16 protein-coding genes are annotated in these 20,132 nt (G+C 64.6%); 5 read left to right on the top strand and 11 right to left on the bottom strand.

Annotated elements, in window-relative coordinates; all coding sequences use genetic code 11:
- Positions 1-426 carry a DUF1810 domain-containing protein gene (locus A4C63_RS19050; RefSeq protein WP_063914042.1) on the bottom strand — a complete coding sequence of 142 codons (426 nt, stop codon included), beginning with the start codon at positions 424-426 and terminating at the stop codon, positions 1-3.
- A 158-nt stretch (positions 427-584) separates the two neighbouring features.
- Between A4C63_RS19050 and zapE the strand changes: the two genes are divergently transcribed.
- On the top strand, positions 585-1,655 hold the full coding sequence (gene zapE, locus A4C63_RS19045; protein WP_063914041.1) for a cell division protein ZapE: 1,071 nt from the start codon (positions 585-587) through the stop codon (positions 1,653-1,655).
- A gap of 127 nt (positions 1,656-1,782) precedes the next feature.
- Here zapE and A4C63_RS19040 read toward each other — a convergent pair whose 3' ends face one another.
- A complete protein-coding gene (locus A4C63_RS19040) occupies positions 1,783-3,672 on the bottom strand; it encodes a propionyl-CoA synthetase (RefSeq protein ID WP_063914040.1) in 1,890 nt (629 codons plus the stop codon).
- A 172-nt stretch (positions 3,673-3,844) separates the two neighbouring features.
- On the opposite strand from A4C63_RS19040, the gene A4C63_RS19035 reads away from it, so the two are divergent.
- Positions 3,845-4,711 carry a LysR family transcriptional regulator gene (locus A4C63_RS19035; RefSeq protein WP_063914039.1) on the top strand — a complete coding sequence of 289 codons (867 nt, stop codon included), beginning with the start codon at positions 3,845-3,847 and terminating at the stop codon, positions 4,709-4,711.
- Here the strand turns inward: A4C63_RS19035 and A4C63_RS19030 are convergent.
- From A4C63_RS19030 to A4C63_RS19010, 5 genes are all read right to left on the bottom strand, one after another.
- Entirely contained in the window at positions 4,685-5,839 is a 1,155-nt protein-coding gene (locus A4C63_RS19030; RefSeq protein WP_063914038.1) for an HPP family protein, read from the bottom strand. The genes A4C63_RS19035 and A4C63_RS19030 overlap by 27 nt on opposite strands.
- Before the next feature lie 341 nt (positions 5,840-6,180).
- Positions 6,181-7,500 carry a sensor histidine kinase gene (locus A4C63_RS19025; RefSeq protein WP_063914037.1) on the bottom strand — a complete coding sequence of 440 codons (1,320 nt, stop codon included), beginning with the start codon at positions 7,498-7,500 and terminating at the stop codon, positions 6,181-6,183.
- Positions 7,497-8,165 carry a response regulator transcription factor gene (locus tag A4C63_RS19020; RefSeq protein WP_063914036.1) on the bottom strand — a complete coding sequence of 223 codons (669 nt, stop codon included), beginning with the start codon at positions 8,163-8,165 and terminating at the stop codon, positions 7,497-7,499. The genes A4C63_RS19025 and A4C63_RS19020 overlap by 4 nt, the downstream gene beginning before the upstream one ends.
- On the bottom strand, positions 8,166-8,480 hold the full coding sequence (locus A4C63_RS19015) for a PepSY domain-containing protein (protein ID WP_063914035.1): 315 nt from the start codon (positions 8,478-8,480) through the stop codon (positions 8,166-8,168). It lies immediately after the preceding gene.
- The gene (locus tag A4C63_RS19010) at positions 8,480-8,791 is read right to left on the bottom strand and encodes a PepSY domain-containing protein (protein WP_063914034.1); all 312 of its coding nucleotides are present in this window, start codon (positions 8,789-8,791) and stop codon (positions 8,480-8,482) included. Before A4C63_RS19010 ends, A4C63_RS19015 begins: the two co-directional genes overlap by 1 nt.
- 294 nt (positions 8,792-9,085) lie before the next feature.
- Here A4C63_RS19010 and A4C63_RS19005 point away from each other — a divergent pair, with 294 nt between their 5' ends.
- Positions 9,086-10,165 (top strand): patatin-like phospholipase family protein, encoded by a 1,080-nt coding sequence (locus A4C63_RS19005; RefSeq protein ID WP_063914033.1) that lies wholly within the window; start codon positions 9,086-9,088, stop codon positions 10,163-10,165.
- 53 nt (positions 10,166-10,218) lie between these two features.
- The gene (queD, locus tag A4C63_RS19000; RefSeq protein ID WP_012271598.1) at positions 10,219-10,575 is read left to right on the top strand and encodes a 6-carboxytetrahydropterin synthase QueD; all 357 of its coding nucleotides are present in this window, start codon (positions 10,219-10,221) and stop codon (positions 10,573-10,575) included.
- A 130-nt stretch (positions 10,576-10,705) separates the two neighbouring features.
- Here the strand turns inward: queD and A4C63_RS18995 are convergent, their stop codons facing one another.
- Entirely contained in the window at positions 10,706-11,185 is a 480-nt protein-coding gene (locus A4C63_RS18995; RefSeq protein WP_172827536.1) for a DUF1289 domain-containing protein, read from the bottom strand.
- Positions 11,186-11,589: 404 nt separating this feature from the next.
- Between A4C63_RS18995 and acnB the strand changes: the two genes are divergently transcribed.
- On the top strand, positions 11,590-14,199 hold the full coding sequence (gene acnB, locus A4C63_RS18990; protein ID WP_063914031.1) for a bifunctional aconitate hydratase 2/2-methylisocitrate dehydratase: 2,610 nt from the start codon (positions 11,590-11,592) through the stop codon (positions 14,197-14,199).
- A 208-nt stretch (positions 14,200-14,407) separates the two neighbouring features.
- Here the strand turns inward: acnB and prpD are convergent, their stop codons facing one another.
- The 3 genes from prpD to acnD all read right to left on the bottom strand — a co-directional run bounded on the left by prpD (position 14,408) and on the right by acnD (position 19,976).
- The gene (gene prpD / locus A4C63_RS18985) at positions 14,408-15,892 is read right to left on the bottom strand and encodes a 2-methylcitrate dehydratase (RefSeq protein WP_063914030.1); all 1,485 of its coding nucleotides are present in this window, start codon (positions 15,890-15,892) and stop codon (positions 14,408-14,410) included.
- Between the two features lie 170 nt (positions 15,893-16,062).
- Positions 16,063-17,253 carry a 2-methylaconitate cis-trans isomerase PrpF gene (gene prpF / locus A4C63_RS18980; RefSeq protein ID WP_063914029.1) on the bottom strand — a complete coding sequence of 397 codons (1,191 nt, stop codon included), beginning with the start codon at positions 17,251-17,253 and terminating at the stop codon, positions 16,063-16,065.
- A 134-nt stretch (positions 17,254-17,387) separates the two neighbouring features.
- Positions 17,388-19,976 (bottom strand): Fe/S-dependent 2-methylisocitrate dehydratase AcnD, encoded by a 2,589-nt coding sequence (acnD, locus tag A4C63_RS18975; RefSeq protein ID WP_025338440.1) that lies wholly within the window; start codon positions 19,974-19,976, stop codon positions 17,388-17,390.
- Positions 19,977-20,132: the final 156 nt, after the last annotated feature.

The raw sequence follows: 20,132 nt of genomic DNA, 5'->3' as shown, positions 1-20,132 counted from the left end.
CTAACCCGACAACATGGCCAAGGTCAGGGCGTCCGGCTCACCGTCGTAGAACTGCACCAGCGCAAACTGGAACAACGGGTTGTCAGGCGCTGCCCGGGCGAACAGGGTCAGGCACGAGCGCAACTTGAGATGGTCGGGGCTACCGAGGATTTCGCGGGCACTCTTGTCGCCGTGCTGCAGCAGTGCGGTCACGCAGGCTTCCAGGCGCGGACCAAGCAGCGGATGAGCCAGATAGGCACGGGCCTCGTCGATGCCAGCCAGTGCATAACGTTCGGCCATGGCACTGTGGCCCAGGCCATCGAGCTGTGGGAACACGTACCACATCCAGTGGCTGCGCTTGCGCCCGGCCTGCAGCTCCTGCATCACCTGGTCATACACACGGTTCTGCGCCTCGACGAAACGCTCCAGATCAAAATTGGTGTGCATGGCTCGCCCTCCTCGCATCGGTTCCAGCCTTTACTGTACGCCTGCATGGCCTACCTATCTCGTCAGGCGATCATTGCCGCGCACTTTCTGTATTAGTCAAAATGGCCGCCCTCGGGCAAGCTGCACGCTCCACCGCCATCGCCCAAGGAGCTTTGCTTTTGTCTGCCTGGATCCCTACCCCGCTACGCCAGCTTGGCCAACGCCTGCGCGGCGCCGCCGCCAACCAGAGCGAACTGCTCGGCTGGTTCGAGGACAAGGCGCACAGCCGCGGTTACCAGCTTAGCGACGGCCAACGCCGGGTGATCCACTGCATGGCCGAGCAACTGGCGCAGCTCGAACAAGGTCAGCCGCGCAGCCTGTACCTGTACGGCTCGGTGGGGCGCGGCAAGAGCTGGCTGCTCGATGGCTTTTTCCAGGCCGTACCGGTGCAGGCCAAGCGGCGCCTGCACTTCCATGACTTCTTTGCCCGCCTGCACCAGGGCATGCACCGCCACCGGGCGCTGGACGACACATTGGGCGCGACCCTCGACGAGCTGGTGGGCGATTGTCGGGTGCTGTGCTTCGACGAATTCCATGTGCACGACATTGGCGATGCCATGTTGCTCACCCGGCTGTTCAACGCCCTGTTCGCCCGTGGCGTGCTCTTGCTGGTCACCTCCAACTATGCGCCCGAAGGGCTGCTGCCCAACCCGCTGTACCACGAGCGCTTCCTGCCGGTGATCCGCCTGATCAACAGCTCGATGGAAGTGCTTGAAGTGGCTGGCGACACCGATTTCCGCAGTTTGCCAGCCAACCGCCAGCATCAGCGCTTCACTCAGGGCCACTATGTATGGCCGGGGAATGTGGCACAGCGCCAAGCGCTGAAGGTGCCGGACGAACAGCCGGTGATGCTGGAAGTGAACAAGCGCCCGTTGCGCGCACTGGCCATCGATGGCCGGCGGGTGGTGTTCGCCTTTGCAGACCTGTGCGAGAAGGCCACGGCGGTCATCGACTATCTGGCGCTGGCCGGGGAGTACGATGAGTGGATCATCGATGGGCTGGATGATCTGGCGGAATGTTCACTGGCGGCGCAGCAGCGCTTCGTCAACCTGGTGGATGTGCTGTATGACCAGGATCGGCAGGTGATGGTGATCGGCAAACGCCCACTGGAAGAGAGCCTGGGCGGGCCGCTTGCCGACCTGATGCGTACCCGTAGCCGGTTGGGGCAGCTGCATCAGGTTGCCCCATAGAACTGCATTGCCTGGGCTGGCCTCTTCGCGGGCTCGCCCGCTCCCACAGGTACGGCGCAGGTTTCAGGGCCTGTGATGAACCTGTGGGAGCGGACGTGCCCGCGAAGAGGCCGGCAAGGTCAAACCCTCAGCCAGCCCTGGGCAAATCCGCCAGCACCGCCTCAATCTCCCCCAGCACCGCCGGGTCATCCAGGGTCGAAGGCGGTACATAGTCCTGCCCGTCGGCAATCTTGCGCAGCACCGCGCGCAAGATTTTCCCCGAGCGGGTCTTGGGCAGCCGCTTCACCAGCCGCACCCGGTTGAAGCATGCCAATGCGCCAATCTCCTCGCGCACGCTGCCCACCAGGTCCACCAGCAACTGCGCTTCGGCAATGCCCTCGCCGTCCTTGACTACCACCAGGGCCAACGGCACCTGCCCCTTGATCTCGTCATGCACGCCAATCACAGCGCACTCGGCCACCGCCGGGTGACGTGCCACCAGGTCTTCCATCTCGCCGGTGGACAGCCGGTGCCCGGACACGTTGATCACGTCATCGGTGCGCCCCATGATGTAGACGAAGCCGTCATCGTCCAGGTAGCCGCCGTCACCGGTGTGGTAATACCCCGGGTAGGTACGCAGGTAAGCCTGCAGGTATCGCTCGTGGTCGCCCCACAGCGTCTGGCTGCACCCGGGCGGCAATGGCAGGGCGATGACGATCGAGCCCTGGTGATTAGGCCCCAGCAAGTGGCCCTCGTCATCCAGCACGCGCACGTGGTAGCCCGGCACCGCCCGGTTGCTCGACCCCGGCTTCGCCGCGCTGCCCTCCAGCCCTACGCAGGGCGCGGTGACCGGCCAGCCGGTCTCGGTCTGCCACCAATGGTCGTGCACCGGCTTGCCACTGACCCGTTCCAGCCATTCGTGGGTGCTGGAATCCAGTTTCTCGCCCGCCAGGAACAACTGGCGCAGCGAGCTCAGGTCGTGCTTGCGGATCAGCTCACCCTCGGGGTCTTCCTTGCGGATGGCGCGCATGGCAGTGGGCGCGCAGAACAACGCGTTGACCTTGTATTGCTCCACCACCCGCCAATAGGCCGAGGCGTCCGGGGTGCGGATCGGCTTGCCTTCGTAGAACACCGTGGTGCAGCCGTTCATCAGCGGCCCATAGACGATCAGCGAATGGCCGACCACCCAGCCCACGTCGGATATGCCCCACCACACATCACCGGCCTGCATGCCGTAGATATGGCGCATGGCGTAGCACAGCGCCACGGCATTGCCGCCGTTTTCCCGCACGATGCCCTTGGGTTTGCCGGTGGTGCCAGAGGTATACATGATGTAAAGCGGGTCGCCGGCATCCAGCTCCACCGGTGGCACCGGCTCGGCCTTGGCCAATGCCGCCTGCCAGTCCAGATCACGGTCTGACTGCAACTGGGCGCGCGCCTGCGGCCGCTGCAGCACCAGCACGTTGCGTGGCTGGTGGCGGGCCAGTTGCAGAGCTCGGTCGACCAGCGGCTTGTATTCGATTACCCGGTCGAACTCCAGCCCGCAGGACGCTGTAAGCAGCAGCGTCGGCCGGGCATCGTCGATGCGCAAGGCCAGCTCGTTGGCGGCAAAGCCACCGAACACCACCGAGTGCACTGCGCCAATCCGCGCGCAGGCCAGCATGGCCATGGCCGCCTGCGGCACCATGGGCATGTAGATGATCACGCCATCGCCCTTGTTCACCCCCAGCTGGCGCAACAAACCGGCCAGACGCGCCACTTCGTCACGCAGTTGATGGTAGGTGTAGGCCTGCTGTACGCCGGTCACCGGCGAATCGTAGATCAGCGCCAACTGCTCGCCACGGCCCTGCTCGATCTGGTGATCCAGGGCCAGGTAGCAGCTGTTAAGGCGGCCATCGGCAAACCAGCGGTGGGTGCCGTCGGCATTGTCTTGCAGCGTGAGGGCAGGCTTGCGGTGCCAGGCCAGGTGCGCGGCCTGTTCCGCCCAGAACGCGGCAGGGTCGGAAATGGAATGGGCGTAGCTGTGCTGGTAGCTCATATCGAAAGAAACCCGGTACTTGTTGTTATTGAAGGGCGAAACTTGAGTATGGACCGCTACACCCGCGCCGCCATGGGACTAAAGTCACAACCGACCTGCAAATTTGCAGAGAACGCCCCACAACGGTGCAAAGCCTCTAGAATAGGCCACCTCTTCAGCCACCGAGCAGCTCATGGACATCGATCAGGCCCGTACCTTCCTGGAAATCGTGCGTTGCGGCAGCCTGGTCGCCGCCGCCGAACGCCTGTTCGTGTCACAGACGGCGATCACCGCACGGGTGCAGCGCCTGGAGCAGCAACTGGGCTGTCAGCTGTTCGTGCGTAGCCGTAACGGCGCCAGCCTGACCAGCGATGGCGAGGCATTCGTCAGTTACGCCAACCAGATGGTACAAACCTGGGAAGCGGCGCGCCGCGACCTGCCGCTGCCCGAAGGCTGCCAGCAAGTGCTGCACGTGGGCGGTGAGGTGAGCCTGGGTAACCCGATGATGCTCGACTGGGTCAGTGCCCTGCACCGCGAGCTGCCTAGCCATGCCATCCGCAGCGAGGTGAGCGACGGCGAATCGCTGCTGCGCAAGGTCGAGATGGGCCTGCTGGACGCGGCGCTGGTCTACCAGCCGACCTACGGCCCGGGCCTGCAGGTGGAGCAGTTGATGGAGGAGAAGCTGATACGTGTGCGCCGGGTCGACCAGCCAGACCCGTACATCTATATCGACTGGGGCGAGGCCTTCCGTCGCCAGCACGATGCCGCCCTGCCCGACTGCGCGCGCCCGGCGCTGAGCTTCAACCTGGGCCCTTTGGCCTTGCAGTTCATACTCGACCAGGGCGGCAGTGGCTACTTCCGCACGCGGGTGGTGCAGGCCTATCTGGACAGCGGGGTGTTCGAGCGGGTACCGCAGGCACCAGAGTTCACCTACCCGACCTTCCTGGTGTACCCGCGCAAACGCGACAGCGAAGCCCTGCAACAGGCCTTCGCCATCCTGCGCCGGCTGGTGGCCGCCGGCGCCAGCGACTGGTCACAACGCTGGGACCCGGTTATCTGAAGCCTCGGCTTTGCTGAGCAGCTGGCGCTTGAGGCCGGCGATCAGGTCGGTCTGGGTTATCACCCCCACCAACTGGTCGGCATCGAGCACCGGCAGGCAATGCAGGCCCTGCTCGCACAGCAATGGCAGCAAGCGCTCCAGCGGATGCTGGCTGCTGACGCTGATTACCCGGCGGCTCATCACCTGCTCCATGCGCACCACCTTGCGGCCGAACAACCCGCGCCAACTGAAGCGGCCACGCTGCATGGCCGGCCCGACCAGGTCGCTGAGGCTGACGATGCCCACCAGCTTGCCCTGTTGCAGCACCGGCAGGGTTTTCAGGTGATGGCTGGCCAGCATCTTCCAGGCCTGCTCCAGGGTGGTATCAGGCGTGGCGAACTGCACGTCGCGGGACATCACCGACGCGGCCGTGATGCCGCCGAGGCTGCGCTGCAGCGCATGTTGTTCGGTGGCCAGGATGATGCGTTCCAGTTCGTCACGGGTGACATCGACGAACTCACCCAGTTCTTCCAGGGCCTGGTCCAGGTCTTCACTGCGGATGCCGACCCGCTCGCCGGGCAGCGGGTCATGGGTGTGGTGCAGGTCCTTGCGTGGCGCCGCGCCTTTCGGGTAGCGCACGCCGGTGAGGCGGTTGTAGAGGATCGCCACCGTTACCAGGATCAGCGCGTTGAGCAGCACCGGCTCCAGCAGATGGTCGCCCAAGGCGGTCAGCCCCGGGTCGGCCAGTACCGCACTCACCGCCACCCCGCCACCCGGTGGGTGCAGGCAGCGCAGCAGGCACATCACCAGGATCGAGATACCCAGGGCGGCGGCGGCCACCCACAACTCCGGGCCGAAGCCCTGGCGCATGGCCAGGCCGACCGTGCCAGCCAGGGCGTAGCTGCCCAGCACCGGCCAGGGCTGGGCCAACGGGCCGGAGTGCACGGCGAACACCAGTACGGCCGAAGCCGCCAGCGGGCCGAGCAGGTGCAAGGCGATGCCGGGGCCATAGGCCATGCTGGTCAGCCAGCCGGCGAGGAACAGGCCGAGCAGCGCGCCGATACCGGCACGCAACCATTCTTTGGGGGGAATATTCAGGGACGCTGGCAACAGCCGCTGCAGACGACTTTCGGAACGCGAGGCAGACATGTAGGTAATCGGAATCTGTGGTTTTTCTGGTTAAAAAGAAAGCCCATCCGAGTTGGCCTGGGCCTCATATTGCAGCTGCAATAGCACAAGGGGCTCCGTCCGTGGAGAGATGGAAACCGCAGGGTTTCGTGGGGGGATTTTGCCGGGAGGGGTGAGATTGGGCCAATTCAAAAAAATGCGCCTGTACTGCAATTTTTTTGCAGTGGTGATATGGCCAGCACATTTCTCAGGCGCACCGCGCAACTTGTGGGAGCGGGTTCACCCGCGAAAAATGCAACACGGTACATGGCACCGGCTTCGCCGGTGTTCGCGGGTAAACCCTCTCCCACAGGGCCCCGGCGTTATCGAGCCTTGCGCGGCAAGTCGATGCTTACCCGCAAGCCGCCGAGGGGGCTATCCTGCAGCGCCAGGCGCCCGCCCCAGGCCTCGACGATGTCGCGCACGATGCCCAGGCCAAGGCCGTGCCCGTCAACCTGCTCGTCCAGCCGCGAACCGCGCTCCAGCACCTGTTGCCGCTGGCTCTCGGGGATACCGGGGCCATCGTCATCGACCCACACCTGGTAACCCTCGGCATTGGGCGCAATACCCAGCCGCACCTCGCTGTCGGCCCACTTGCAGGCGTTGTCCAGCAGGTTGCCGAGCAGCTCCAGGAAGTCCTCGCGGTCCCACGGCAGCAGCAGCCCGGGCGGCACATCCCTGGCCAGCAGCAGGCCCTCGCCATGGATCATGCCCAGCGTCCCCAGCAACCCCGGCAGCTCGACGTCGCAGTCGAACTGCGCGCCAGGCAGCGCATCCCCCGCCAGGCGCGCACGGTTCAGCTCACGCGCCAGGCGCTGCTGAATCTGCTCCAGCTGCTCGCGCATCTGCGCGCGAACATCAGGCAGATCCTTCAGGCGCTCGCTGGCGGCCAGGCTCATCAACACCGCCAGCGGCGTCTTCAGCGCGTGGCCCAGGTTGCCCAAGGCATTGCGCGAGCGGCGCAGGCTGTCTTCGGTATGGCTCAGCAAATGGTTGATCTGCCCCACCAGCGGCGCCAGTTCGCTGGGCACTTCGGCATCCAGCTGCGAGCGCTGGCCCTGCTGCAACTGGGCGATCTGCTGGCGTGCCCGCTCCAGTGGCCGCAGCGAGCGGGTCACGGTGATGCGCTGCAACACCAGCACCAGGATCAGCGCCACCAGGCCCATGCCCAGGCCGATCTGTTGCAGGCGCCGGAAACCTTCGCGTACCGGCGAATAATCCTGTGCCACGCTGATCGAGATGTCCTGGCCCAGGCGCCGGTAGTCGGCACGCAGGGCCAGCAGTTGCTGGCCTTCCGGGCCGAGTTCGTGGCTGTCGGAAAGGCCCGGAACGGCGGGCTTGGGCATGTCCAGATCCCACAGCGAGCGGGAACGCCAGGTGCCTTTATCGAAATCGATGCGGAAGTAGTAGCCGGAAAACGGCCGCTGGTAGGCGGCCGAGATACGCCGCTCATCCAGCTGCAGGCCCGAAGGCCCGCGCACCAAGGCCACCAGCAGGTTTTCGCTTTCCTTGCGCAGGCCGTTTTCCAGGTAGCGCTGCAGGCCGACCTCGAACAGCCACAAGGTCAGTTGCGCCAGCACCAGGCCGACCACCACCAGCACCGCCACCAGGCCCAGGCTCAGGCGCGCCTGGATCGACTTCACGCGGCGCTCCCGGCGTAGATGTAGCCTTGCCCGCGGCGGGTCTCGATGACGCTGCGGCCCAGCTTGCGCCGCAAGTGGTTGACGTGCACCTCCAGCACGTTGGAGTCGCGCTCGGTTTCACCGTCGTAGAGGTGCTCGGCCAGGTGGCTCTTGGACAGGATCTGCTGCGGATGCAGCATGAAGTATCGCAGCAGGCGGAACTCGGCGGCGGTCAGCTGGATATCCACGCCGTCACGGTTCACGCACTGCCGGCTTTCGTCCAGCTGGAGGCCGGCCGCTTCCAGCGTCGGCTGGTTGGCCAGGCCACGGGCACGGCGCAACAAAGCCTGGATGCGCAGCTGCAGTTCTTCGGGGTGGAAGGGTTTGCTCAGGTAGTCATCGGCCCCGGCCTTCAGCCCTTCGATACGCTCGGCCCACGAGCCACGGGCGGTGAGGATCAACACCGGCGTGACCAGGCCGGCAGCGCGCCACTGGGCCAGCACCTCCAGGCCCGGCAAGCCCGGCAGGCCAAGGTCCAGGATGATCAGGTCGTAAGGTTCGCTCTGGCCCTGGTACACCGCGTCACGGCCGTCGGCCAGCCAGTCCACGGCGTAGCCCTGGCGCTGCAGGCCGGCGATCAGTTCATCGGCCAGCGGCACATTGTCCTCGACAAGCAACAGGCGCATTCAGTCGTCTTCCTCGTCTTTGAGCAGGGCACCGCTGCTGGCGTCGAGCTTGATCTCGCGCACCACACCTTCAGCCGTCAGCACCTCGACTTCGTATTCGTAGCGACCGTCGTCTTCTTCCAGCTCGGCCTCCAGCAGACGCGCCCCGGGGTAACGCCCCAGGGCGGTTTCCAGCAGATGTTCGAGCGGCAGGATGATGCCCTTCTGGCGTAGTTCCAGGGCTTCGTCCTGGTCAAGGTCGCGGGCAACGGCCAGGGAGCAGACCGCCAGCAGCGCCAGCGCGAGGTAGCGCGCCGGCTGCGGTAGGTGGATCATCAGTTGTCCCGCTCGTCCTTCAGCACTTCACCGGTCTTGGCGTCCAGCGCCACATCCCATTCGACGTTCTGCGCGTCACGCAGCTCGACCTTGTAGATGTAGCGGCCGTATTCGTCTTCAAGCTCGGAGTCGGTGACGGTGGCGCCGGGGTGCTTGGCCACGGCGGCGGCCTTGAGTTCGTCCAGCGACTTGACGGTCTTGGCGTTGACCAGTTTGACCACTTCGTCGGGCTGCACATCCTTGGCGATGGCGGAATGGGCGCCCAAGGCAAGGGCGGCTGCGACGGTGAACAGGGCAGTCAAGGGTTTCATCGTTCTTCTCTCCTGAGAACTGTGCAAGTTGTCTACGGGGTTAAGATTAACCACCGGTCCTTAATTCAACCTGAAAACAACTGGCGCCATGATAGCGCAGCACCCACAGGTTCATCACAGGCCTCGGCAATGGGGCAATACCTGTAGGAGCAGCCTTGTGCTGCGAAGAGGCCATTACTGGCGAAGAAAATTTATTGCCCTACCGGCCTCTTCGCAGCACAAGGCTGCTCCTACAGGTCCTGCGTATACCTTGAACCCTTTACAATGATCCGCCTGCCGCCCAAGAGACCCGCCATGAGCGCCATTCACATCAAATACCCCGCCCTCACCTTCAAGGCCGGCCAGCGTGCCCTGCGGCAGATCCGCGAGCGCGGCCTGCAAGCAGCCGATGTCGGTGTGCTGCCGGGTGCGGCAGGCGGACCGAAGCCGCTGGGCATCCAGGGCCTGGACCTGGCGCTGTTCGGTGAATGGCTGCCGTCGGCACCACGCCAGCGTGCGCTGATCGGTGCCTCGATCGGCGCCTGGCGCTTCGCCAGTGCCTGCCTGGACGACCCGGTCGCAGGCATCCGTCGCCTGGGCGAACTGTACACCGAACAGGATTTCGCCAAGGGCGTCACCCCAGCCGAAATCAGCCGCAGCTGCCAACACATGCTCGATAACCTGCTGCAAGGCCGCGACGGCCAGCTGCTGGCCAACCCGCACTATCGCCTGAACATCCTGGTGGTAAAGAGCCATGGCCAGCTCGCCCACGACCATCGCGCCCGCCTCGGCCTCGGCCTGGGTTCGGTGATCGCCAGCAACCTGCTCGGCCGTTCGCGCCTGGGCCGGCACTTCGAGCGCATCATCCTGCACGACGGCCGCGCCGCGCCGCCGCTCGACACGCTGACCGACTTCCCCTCGCGCTGCCTGCCGCTGGACCTGGCCAACCTGCGCCATGCCCTGCTCGCCTCCGGTTCCATCCCTATGGTCATGGAAGGTGTTAAAGACATCCCCGGTGCAGGTGCAGGCACTTACCGCGACGGCGGCCTGCTCGACTACCACCTCGACCTGCCCTACCGCGGCGACGACCTGGTGCTGTACCCGCACTTCACCGACAAGGTCGTACCCGGCTGGTTCGACAAGGCCCTGCCCTGGCGCAAGGGCGATGCCACCCGCCTGCAGAACGTGCTGCTGATGACACCCTCGCCGCAGTACCTGGCGGCCCTGCCCTACGGCAAGCTGCCCGACCGCAACGACTTCAAGCGTTTCATGGGCGATGCGCCTGGCCGCAAGCGCTACTGGTACAAGGCCATTGCCGAGAGCCAGCGGCTGGGCGACGAGCTGCTGGAGCTGATTGCCACCGGGCGGTTGCATGAACGCCTGCAAGCCTTGTAGCGGCCATGCTGGTAGACTGCGCGCATTCTTGATTCACATAGAGTTATGACAGCGTGGAAATCTTCAAGGAATTCACATTCGAATCGGCCCACCGCCTGCCCCACGTCCCGGAAGGGCACAAATGCGGTCGCCTGCATGGTCACTCGTTCAAGGTCGGCCTGCACCTGACCGGCCCGCTCGACCCGCACACCGGCTGGATCCGCGACTTTGCCGAGGTCAAGGCGATCTTCAAGCCGATCTACGAGCAGTTGGACCACAACTACCTGAACGACATCCCGGGCCTGGAAAACCCCACCAGCGAAGTGATCGCCAAGTGGATCTGGGACCAGGTCAAGCCGTTGATGCCAGAGCTGTCGAAGGTGCGCATCCACGAAACCTGCACCAGCGGTTGCGAATATACCGGCGACTGATTTGCTAAACGCACCCGCCCATTCGCGGGCATGCCCGCTCCCACAGGATGACCACCGTTCTTGAGCTCTGTGATACACCTGTGGGAGCGGGCGTGCCCGCGAAGAGGCCGGTAGCCTCGCCAATAAAGCTTCAGCCTTGCCCCGCCTCCAAGGCATCGCGCAGGAAGCCGGGGGCGATATAGCGCTGGTAATGCGCTTCTGAAAGCAGGAAGAACTCGCGGTCGATGGCGTCACGCAGCTGCGGCAGTTCCCAGTCGCGAAATTCCGGCAGCAGCACCATGCCGTAGGCCTCCAGATCACGGATCATCCGCGCCCCGCGGGCAATCAGCTGGTACGCCCAGCAGTATTCCGACTGCTGCTCGACAAAGCGGATGGAGCGCTGCTCCAGTTGCTGGCGCAGCAGGCCTTTGTCGAACACTTCCAGCTTGGCCATCATCACCTGCACCAGCAGTTGCTCCAGGCGCAGCCACACGGCGCGCTTCTGCGCATCGTCGTAGCCGTTCCAGTGGATCACTTCGTGGTGGAACCGCTTGCAGCCACGGCACACCGTGTCTCCGTACACCGTGGAGCACAGGCCGACGCAAGGGGTCTTGATGGACTTGTTGGACATGAAAAACAACAGCTTGGCGGTGGAACACGGGCCCATGTTAGCCCTTTGTCTAACCAGGGTCACTCGTTAAAGTCATCTTCACCGCCTTACCTTCAGGCTTTTTTTACCGTAGAATCATTCGGCCTTTTCAAGGCAACAATGTCCGTTGGAAGCTGTTTTCAAAGCGTCACGAGCACAGTTCATCCGGTAGAACGGCGTTGGCCCGGGCCATGCATCCCTCGCATGCCCGTGCCAGCCCTCATCAGCTCCCGTTCTGCAGGCGTAAAACTTTGAAAGCAGCTTCTGTAAGGATTCTTTGCGACTCTGGCTGGGCGGCCCACAAAGCCGTGGCAGCGCATGGGTGCATCGAATGCTGGATGAGCGTCCCGGACTCCCTTTAGGGACCACTGATGAGGGTAATAACTGTGCTTGAAGCCTACCGCAAACACATCGAAGAGCGTGCCGCCCTGGGTATCGTGCCCCAGCCGCTGAACGCCGAACAAACTGCAGGCCTGGTCGAGCTGCTGAAAAACCCGCCGGCCGGCGAAGAAGCCTTCCTCGTAGACCTGATCACCCACCGCGTACCACCAGGGGTCGACGAAGCTGCCTACGTCAAGGCCGCTTTCCTCTCCGCCGTTGCCAAGGGCGAAGCCAAGTCGCCTCTGATCGACCGCAAGCACGCCACCGAACTGCTGGGTACCATGCAGGGCGGCTACAACATCGAAACGCTGGTCGCACTGCTGGATGACGCCGAACTGGGCGCCGTCGCGGCCGAACAGCTCAAGCACACCCTGCTGATGTTCGATGCCTTCCACGACGTGGCCGAAAAGGCCAAGGCCGGCAATGTTCACGCCAAGGCCGTGCTGGAGTCCTGGGCTGCCGGCGAGTGGTTCACTTCGCGTCCGGCCATCGCCGACAAGTACACCCTGACCGTGTTCAAGGTGCCTGGCGAAACCAACACCGACGACCTGTCCCCTGCCCCGGACGCCTGGTCGCGCCCTGACATCCCGCTGCACGCCCTGGCCATGCTGAAAATGGCCCGTGATGGCATCGAGCCGCAGCAGCCTGGTTCGGTCGGCCCGCTGGCCCAGATCGAAGCGGTCAAGGCCAAAGGCTTCCCGGTTGCCTACGTCGGTGACGTGGTCGGTACCGGTTCCTCGCGCAAATCCGCCACCAACTCGGTGCTGTGGTTCTTCGGCGACGACATCCCGTACGTACCGAACAAGCGCGCCGGTGGCTTCTGCTTCGGCACCAAGATCGCCCCGATCTTCTACAACACCATGGAAGACGCCGGCGCCCTGCCGATCGAATTCGACTGCACCAACCTGGCCATGGGCGACGTCATCGACGTTTACCCGTTCAAGGGCGAAGTACGCCGTCACGGTAGCGACGAGCTGGTTACCAACTTCGCGCTGAAAACCGAAGTGCTGCTGGATGAAGTCCGCGCTGGCGGCCGTATCCCGCTGATCGTCGGCCGTGGCCTGACCGAAAAAGCCCGCGCCGAGCTGGGCCTGGGTAGCTCCGACCTGTTCAAGAAGCCAGAGCAGCCTGCCGATTCGGGCAAGGGCTTCACCCTGGCACAGAAAATGGTCGGCCGTGCCTGCGGCCTGCCGGAAGGCCAAGGCGTGCGCCCAGGTGCCTACTGCGAGCCGAAGATGACCACCGTCGGCTCCCAGGACACCACTGGCCCGATGACCCGCGACGAGCTGAAAGACCTGGCGTGCCTGGGCTTCTCCGCTGACCTGGTGATGCAGTCGTTCTGCCACACCGCGGCTTATCCGAAGCCGATCGACGTCACCACCCACCACACCCTGCCAGACTTCATCCGCACCCGTGGCGGCGTGTCGCTGCGCCCGGGCGACGGCATCATCCACAGCTGGCTGAACCGCATGCTGATGCCTGACACCGTGGGTACCGGTGGCGACTCGCACACCCGCTTCCCGATCGGCATCTCGTTCCCGGCCGGTTCCGGCCTGGTGGCCTTCGCCGCCGCCACCGGCGTCATGCCGCTGGACATGCCAGAATCCGTGCTGGTGCGCTTCAAGGGCAAACTGCAGCCAGGCATCACCCTGCGTGACCTGGTCCACGCCATCCCTTACTACGCCATCCAGAAGGGCCTGCTGACCGTCGAGAAGAAGGGCAAGAAGAACATCTTCTCCGGCCGCATCCTCGAGATCGAAGGCCTGAACGAGCTGACCGTCGAGCAAGCCTTCGAGCTGTCCGACGCCTCGGCCGAGCGTTCCGCTGCCGGTTGCACCATCAAGCTGCCAGAAAAGGCCATCGCCGAGTACCTGCAGTCCAACATCACCCTGCTGCGCTGGATGATCGGCGAAGGCTACGGCGATGCCCGCACCCTGGAGCGCCGTGCCCAGGCCATGGAAGCCTGGCTGGCCAAGCCTGAGCTGCTGTCGGCCGACGCCGATGCCGAATACGCCGAAATCATCGAAATCGACCTGGCCGACGTGAAAGAGCCTGTGCTCTGCGCGCCGAACGACCCGGACGATGCCCGCCTGCTGTCCTCGGTACAGGGCGAGAAGATCGACGAAGTGTTCATCGGTTCGTGCATGACCAACATCGGCCACTTCCGCGCTGCCGGCAAGCTGCTGGACAAGGTCAAGGGCGGTATCCCGACCCGTCTGTGGCTGGCTCCGCCAACCAAGATGGACGCTCACCAGCTGACCGAAGAAGGCTACTACGGCATCTACGGCAAGGCCGGCGCGCGCATGGAAATGCCAGGCTGCTCGCTGTGCATGGGTAACCAGGCACGCGTGCAGACCGGTTCGACCGTGGTCTCCACCTCGACCCGCAACTTCCCGAACCGTCTGGGCGACGCCACCAACGTGTACCTGGCATCGGCCGAGCTGGCTGCTGTCGCTTCGATCATCGGCAAGCTGCCGACCGTCGAAGAGTACATGCAGTACGCGAAAGACATCGACAGCATGGCTGCCGACGTTTACCGCTACCTGAGCTTCGACCAGATCGCCGAGTTCCGCGAAGCGGCAGAAAACGCCAAGATCCCGGTGGTTCAGGCGTAAGCTGAGTTGTAGGATGTAAAGGAAAGCCCCGGCAGAAATGCCGGGGCTTTCTTGTTTTGCCCGCACCTGCCGAGATCCCTGTAGGAGCAGCCTTGTGCTGCGAAGAGTCCAGCAAGGCGACAGACTCTCTTGGGCTTTAATGGCCTCTTCGCAGCGCAAGGCTGCTCCTACAGGGGTCGCACAGGCCTCGAGCGCTGTGCAGACCGGCTCAGATCACGAACAGGTCGACAAACCTGTGCACCGCCATCTGTTCCAGCTTCTGCTGGTCCTTGCACACCTCAAGAATCTCCCCACACCGCTGCCGCGCAAAGCGCGTCGCCAGGTTGTCCCTGAACTTGGCCTCCAGCAACGGTATGCCCTCCCCTCGCCGCCGGCGATGCCCGATCGGGTACTCCACCACCACCTGCTCAGTATTGCTGCCGTCCTTGAAGAACACCTGCAGCGCATTGGCGATCGAGCGCTTGTCCGGCTCCAGGTACTCGCGGCTGAAGCGCGGGTCCTCCACCACCTCCATCTTCTCGCGCAGGCGGTCGATACTTGGGTGGTTGGCATGGAAGGTGTCTTCATAATGCTCGGCCACCAAATGACCGAAAATCAGTGGCACCGCCACCATGTACTGCAAGCAGTGGTCGCGGTCGGCGGCATTGGCCAGCGGGCCGCTCTTGGAAATGATGCGGATCGCCGATTCCTGGGTGGTGATGACGATACGGTCGATTTCGTGCAGGCGGTTACGCACCAGTGGGTGCAGGGTTACCGCCGCCTCACAGGCGGTCTGGGCGTGGAACTCGGCCGGGAAACTGACCTTGAACAGCACGTTTTCCATCACGTAGCTACCCAAGGCTTGCGGCACGCGCAGTTCTTGCTGCTCGGAAGGCTTGAGTGCCAGGTCCTTGTTGGTGTGGCTGAACAGCACATCGTAAAAACCCCACTGGGGCGCGGTGAGCACGCCCGGCACGCCCATCTCGCCACGCAGGGCAATATCGGCCAGGCGCACGCCACGGCTGGAAGCATCACCGGCGGCCCACGATTTGCGCGAACCGGCGTTGGGCGCATGGCGGTAGGTGCGCAGCGCCTGGCCGTCGACGAAGGCGTGGGACAAGGCACTCAACATCTGCTCACGGTTGGCCCCCATCAGCCTGGCGCATACGGCGGTGGAGGCCACCTTGACCAGTATCACGTGGTCGAGGCCAACGCGGTTGAAGGCGTTTTCCAGCGCCAGCACGCCCTGGATCTCGTGAGCCATGACCATGGCTTCAAGCACATCGCGCATCAGCAGCGGTGCTTCACCAGCGGCCACACGCTTCTGCGACAGGTGATCGGCAACGGCCAGGATGCCGCCGAGGTTGTCCGAGGGGTGGGCCCATTCGGCGGCCAGCCAGGTATCGTTGTAGTCCAGCCAGCGCACCGTGCAGCCGATGTCCCAGGCGGCCTTGACCGGGTCGAGGCGGTAGGCGGTACCGGGGACGCGGGCGCCATTGGGCACAAGGGTGCCTTCCACCTGGGGGCCGAGCAGCTTGGTGCATTCGGGGAAGCGCAGGGCCAGCAGGCCGCAGCCGAGGGTGTCCATCAGGCAGTTGCGTGCGGTGTCCAGGGCTTCGGCGGATTCGACCCGATACGTGAGGGCGTAATCGGCGAGGGTTTGCAGCACCCGGTCGTAGTCCGGGCGGGCGTTGAGGTCTGCGTTGGCGCTCATATGCAGCTCCGTTCAGAATTGCCGGGGCTGCTGTGCAGCCCTTCGCGGGCTCGCCCGCCCCCACAAGTACACCACAGCCTTCGGAACCTGTGATTACCTGTGGGAGCGGGCAAGCCCGCGAAGGGCCGCAAAGCGACCCCAACGAACTAAAGCCGAGCGCCAGTGGTGCGTTAGAAGCTATCGCCAGGCACGCGAACCCAGCCCTCCATCAGCACGCGAGCACTGCGGCTCATGATTGCCTTGGTCACTGTCCACTCACCATTCACCTGGCGCGCCTCGGCCCCCACCCGCAGGGTGCCCGAGGGGTGGCCGAAACGCACGGCGCTGCGCTCGCCCCCGCCCGCGGCGAGGTTGACCAGCGTGCCCGGAATGGCCGCCGCGGTACCGATGGCCACCGCGGCCGTCCCCATCATTGCATGATGCAGCTTGCCCATCGACAAGGCCCGTACCAGCAGGTCGATATCACCCGCCTGCACCGCCTTGCCACTGGACGCAGTGTAGGTGTTCGGCGGCGCGACGAAAGCCACTTTCGGCGTGTGCTGACGCCCGGCAGCCTGGTCGACGTTGTCGATCAGCCCCATGCGCACGGCGCCATAGGCGCGAATCGTCTCGAAGCGCAGCAGCGCCTGCGGGTCGCCGTTGATGGCGTCCTGCAGTTCGGTACCGGTGTAGCCAATATCCGCCGCATTGACGAAAATGGTCGGGATACCGGCATTGATCAGGGTCGCCTTGAAGGTACCGACACCCGGCACTTCGAGGTCATCGACCAGGTTGCCGGTGGGGAACATAGCCCCGCCGTCGCCATCTTCGTCGGCCGCCGGGTCGAGGAACTCCAGTTGCACCTCGGCGGCCGGGAAGGTTACCCCGTCCAGCTCGAAGTCGCCGGTTTCCTGCACTTCACCTTCAGTGATCGGCACATGGGCGATGATGGTCTTGCCGATGTTGGCCTGCCAGATGCGCACGGTGGCGATGCCGTTGCGCGGAATGCGTGCGGGGTCGACCAGGCCGCTGCTGATGGCGAACGAACCGACCGCGGCGGAAAGGTTGCCGCAGTTGCCGCTCCAGTCGACGAAGGCCTTGTCGATGCTGACCTGGCCGAACAGGTAGTCGACATCGTGTTCAGGCTTGATGCTTTGCGACAGGATCACGGTCTTGCTGGTGCTCGAAGTGGCACCGCCCATGCCGTCGATCTGCTTGCCGTACGGGTCGGGGCTACCGATCACCCGCAGCAGCAGTGCATCGCGGGCCGGGCCGGGGATTTGCGCCTGCTCGGGCAGGTCTTGCAGGCGGAAGAACACGCCTTTGCTGGTGCCGCCACGGATGTAGGTGGCGGGGATTTTTACTTGCGGTACATGAGCCATGTTCAATTCCTGTCTTGCGCAGCCCCCTGTGGGAGCGGGTTCACCCGCGAAAGCGTCCGATCAGAAAACAATGTTGTATCTGCTGACGCATTCGCGGGTAAACCCGCTCCCACAGAGGACCGCGCTGCTCTTGATTAGGCGGTCGCTTCGAGGAAGTCCTGGGCAAAGCGCTGCAGCACCCCGCCGGCCTCGTAGATCGACACTTCCTCGGCAGTGTCCAGTCGGCAGGTCACCGGTACCTCCAGGCGCTCGCCGTTGGCGCGGGTAACCACCAGGGTCAGTGTCGCCCGCGGCGTACGCGCGCCCAGCACGTCATAGGTCTCGCTGCCGTCCAGGCCGAGAGTCTTGCGGTCGGTGCCCGGCTTGAACTCCAGTGGCAGTACGCCCATGCCCACCAGGTTGGTACGGTGAATACGCTCGAAGCCTTCGGCGACGATCGCCTCGACACCGGCCAGGCGCACACCCTTGGCCGCCCAGTCACGGGACGAACCCTGGCCGTAGTCGGCACCGGCGACGATGATCAGTGGCTGCTTGCGATCCATGTAGGTTTCGATGGCCTCCCACATGCGGGTGACCTTGCCTTCCGGCTCGATACGCGCCAGCGAGCCCTGCTTCACGCTACCGTCTTCCTTGCGCACCATTTCGTTGAACAGCTTGGGGTTGGCGAAGGTGGCGCGCTGGGCGGTCAGGTGGTCGCCACGGTGGGTAGCGTAGGAGTTGAAGTCCTCCTCCGGCAGGCCCATCTTCGCCAGGTACTCACCAGCAGCGCTGTCGAGCATGATAGCGTTGGACGGCGACAGGTGGTCGGTGGTGATGTTGTCCGGCAACACTGCCAGCGGGCGCATGCCGCGCAGGGTACGCTCGCCGGCCAAGGCACCTTCCCAGTACGGCGGGCGGCGGATATAGGTGCTCATCGGGCGCCAGTCGTACAGCGGCGCCACCTTCGGCCCACGGTCTTCCTCGATGGCGAACATCGGGATGTACACCTTGCGGAACTGCTCCGGCTTGACCGCGGCACGCACCACAGCGTCGATCTCTTCGTCGCTGGGCCAGATGTCCTTGAGGCGGATTTCCTTGCCATCGACCACGCCCAGCACATCCTTCTCGATGTCGAAGCGGATGGTACCGGCGATGGCGTAGGCCACCACCAGCGGCGGCGAGGCGAGGAAGGCCTGCTTGGCATACGGGTGGATACGCCCGTCGAAGTTGCGGTTGCCCGACAGCACGGCAGTGGCGTAAAGATCACGGTCGATGATCTCTTGCTGGATCACCGGGTCCAGGGCGCCGGACATGCCGTTGCAGGTGGTGCAGGCGAAGGCGACGATGCCAAAGCCGAGCTGTTCCAGCTCCTTCTCCAGCCCAGCCTCTTCCAGGTACAGCTGCACGGCCTTGGAGCCAGGCGCCAGCGACGATTTGACCCACGGCTTGCGGGCCAGGCCCAGCTTGTTGGCATTGCGCGCCAGCAGGCCTGCGGCAATCACGTTGCGCGGGTTGCTGGTGTTGGTGCAGCTGGTGATGGCGGCAATGATCACCGCGCCATCAGGCATTTGCCCCGGCACTTCTTCCCAGCTGCCGGCGATGCCTTTGGCCGCCAGGTCGCTGGTGGCGACGCGGGCATGCGGGTTGGACGGGCCGGCCATGTTGCGCACCACGCTCGACAGATCGAAGCTCAGGGTGCGCTCGTAGACGGCGCCGCCCAGGCTGTCGGCCCACAGGCCGGTGGCCTTGGCATAGGTTTCCACCAACTTGACCTGCTGCTCTTCGCGGCCGGTCAGGCGCAGGTAGTCGATAGTCTGCTGGTCGATGGCGAACATCGCCGCGGTAGCGCCATATTCCGGGGCCATGTTGGAGATGGTGGCGCGGTCGCCCAGGGTCAGGGCACGAGCGCCCTCGCCGTGGAACTCCAGGTAGGCGCCGACGACCTTCTGCTTGCGCAGGAATTCGGTCAGGGCCAGCACCAGGTCGGTGGCGGTGATGTTCGGCGCCAGCTTGCCGGTCAGCTCGACGCCGACGATTTCCGGCAGGCGCATCCATGAGGCACGGCCGAGCATCACGTTCTCGGCCTCCAGGCCGCCCACGCCAATGGCGATCACGCCCAAGGCGTCGACATGCGGGGTGTGGCTGTCGGTGCCGACGCAGGTGTCCGGGTAGGCCACGCCACGGTCGTTGTGGATCACCGGCGACATCTTCTCCAGGTTGATCTGGTGCATGATGCCGTTGCCCGGCTGGATCACGTCAACGTTCTTGAACGCCTTCTTGGTCCAGTTGATGAAATGGAAGCGGTCTTCGTTGCGGCGGTCTTCGATGGCGCGGTTCTTTTCGAAGGCCTGCGGGTCGAAACCACCGCACTCGACGGCCAGCGAGTGGTCGACGATCAGCTGTACCGGTACTACCGGGTTGACCTGGGCCGGGTCGCCACCTTTGTCGGCAATGGCGTCACGCAGGCCGGCGAGGTCGACCAGCGCGGTCTGGCCAAGAATGTCGTGGCACACCACACGCGCCGGGAACCACGGGAAGTCGAGGTCGCGCTTGCGCTCGATCAGCTGGCCCAGCGAGGCGTCGAGGGTGGCCGGGTCGCAGCGGCGCACCAGGTTTTCGGCGAGTACGCGAGAGGTGTAAGGCAGGCCATCGTAGGCGCCGGGCTTGATGGCCTCGACCGCCGCGCGGGCATCGAAGTAGTCCAGGTCGGTGCCTGGCAGGTGCTTGCGGAATGCAGTGTTCATATCGTTATCAGGCTCGGTCACGGTATTCGGGGGCAGGTGCGGCTCAGGCCTCGGGGGCGCTACGCGCCCCTTTCGCGACACAAGGCCGCTCCCACTGGTACTGCGCCGTCCCTGCGGGAGCGGCCTTGTGTCGCGAAAGGGCTGCACAGCAGCCCC

Origin of the sequence: Pseudomonas sp. p21 (genome assembly GCF_001642705.1) — a bacterium.
Taxonomy (GTDB): domain Bacteria; phylum Pseudomonadota; class Gammaproteobacteria; order Pseudomonadales; family Pseudomonadaceae; genus Aquipseudomonas.
Note: the sequence above shows the minus strand (reverse complement) of the source record. Positions and strands in the feature narration are given on the sequence as shown.

What these genes read in the sequence shown, in the direction of transcription:
- A4C63_RS19050 (WP_063914042.1), bottom strand. Translation starts at nt 426, where the DNA reads ATGCACACCAATTTTGATCTGGAGCGTTTCGTCGAGGCGCAGAACCGT.
- A4C63_RS19040 (WP_063914040.1), bottom strand. Translation starts at nt 3,672, where the DNA reads ATGAGCTACCAGCACAGCTACGCCCATTCCATTTCCGACCCTGCCGCG.
- A4C63_RS19035 (WP_063914039.1), top strand. Translation starts at nt 3,845, where the DNA reads ATGGACATCGATCAGGCCCGTACCTTCCTGGAAATCGTGCGTTGCGGC.
- A4C63_RS19030 (WP_063914038.1), bottom strand. Translation starts at nt 5,839, where the DNA reads ATGTCTGCCTCGCGTTCCGAAAGTCGTCTGCAGCGGCTGTTGCCAGCG.
- A4C63_RS19020 (WP_063914036.1), bottom strand. Translation starts at nt 8,165, where the DNA reads ATGCGCCTGTTGCTTGTCGAGGACAATGTGCCGCTGGCCGATGAACTG.
- A4C63_RS19015 (WP_063914035.1), bottom strand. Translation starts at nt 8,480, where the DNA reads ATGATCCACCTACCGCAGCCGGCGCGCTACCTCGCGCTGGCGCTGCTG.
- A4C63_RS19010 (WP_063914034.1), bottom strand. Translation starts at nt 8,791, where the DNA reads ATGAAACCCTTGACTGCCCTGTTCACCGTCGCAGCCGCCCTTGCCTTG.
- A4C63_RS19005 (WP_063914033.1), top strand. Translation starts at nt 9,086, where the DNA reads ATGAGCGCCATTCACATCAAATACCCCGCCCTCACCTTCAAGGCCGGC.
- A4C63_RS18995 (WP_172827536.1), bottom strand. Translation starts at nt 11,185, where the DNA reads ATGTCCAACAAGTCCATCAAGACCCCTTGCGTCGGCCTGTGCTCCACG.
- prpD (WP_063914030.1), bottom strand. Translation starts at nt 15,892, where the DNA reads ATGAGCGCCAACGCAGACCTCAACGCCCGCCCGGACTACGACCGGGTG.
- prpF (WP_063914029.1), bottom strand. Translation starts at nt 17,253, where the DNA reads ATGGCTCATGTACCGCAAGTAAAAATCCCCGCCACCTACATCCGTGGC.
- acnD (WP_025338440.1), bottom strand. Translation starts at nt 19,976, where the DNA reads ATGAACACTGCATTCCGCAAGCACCTGCCAGGCACCGACCTGGACTAC.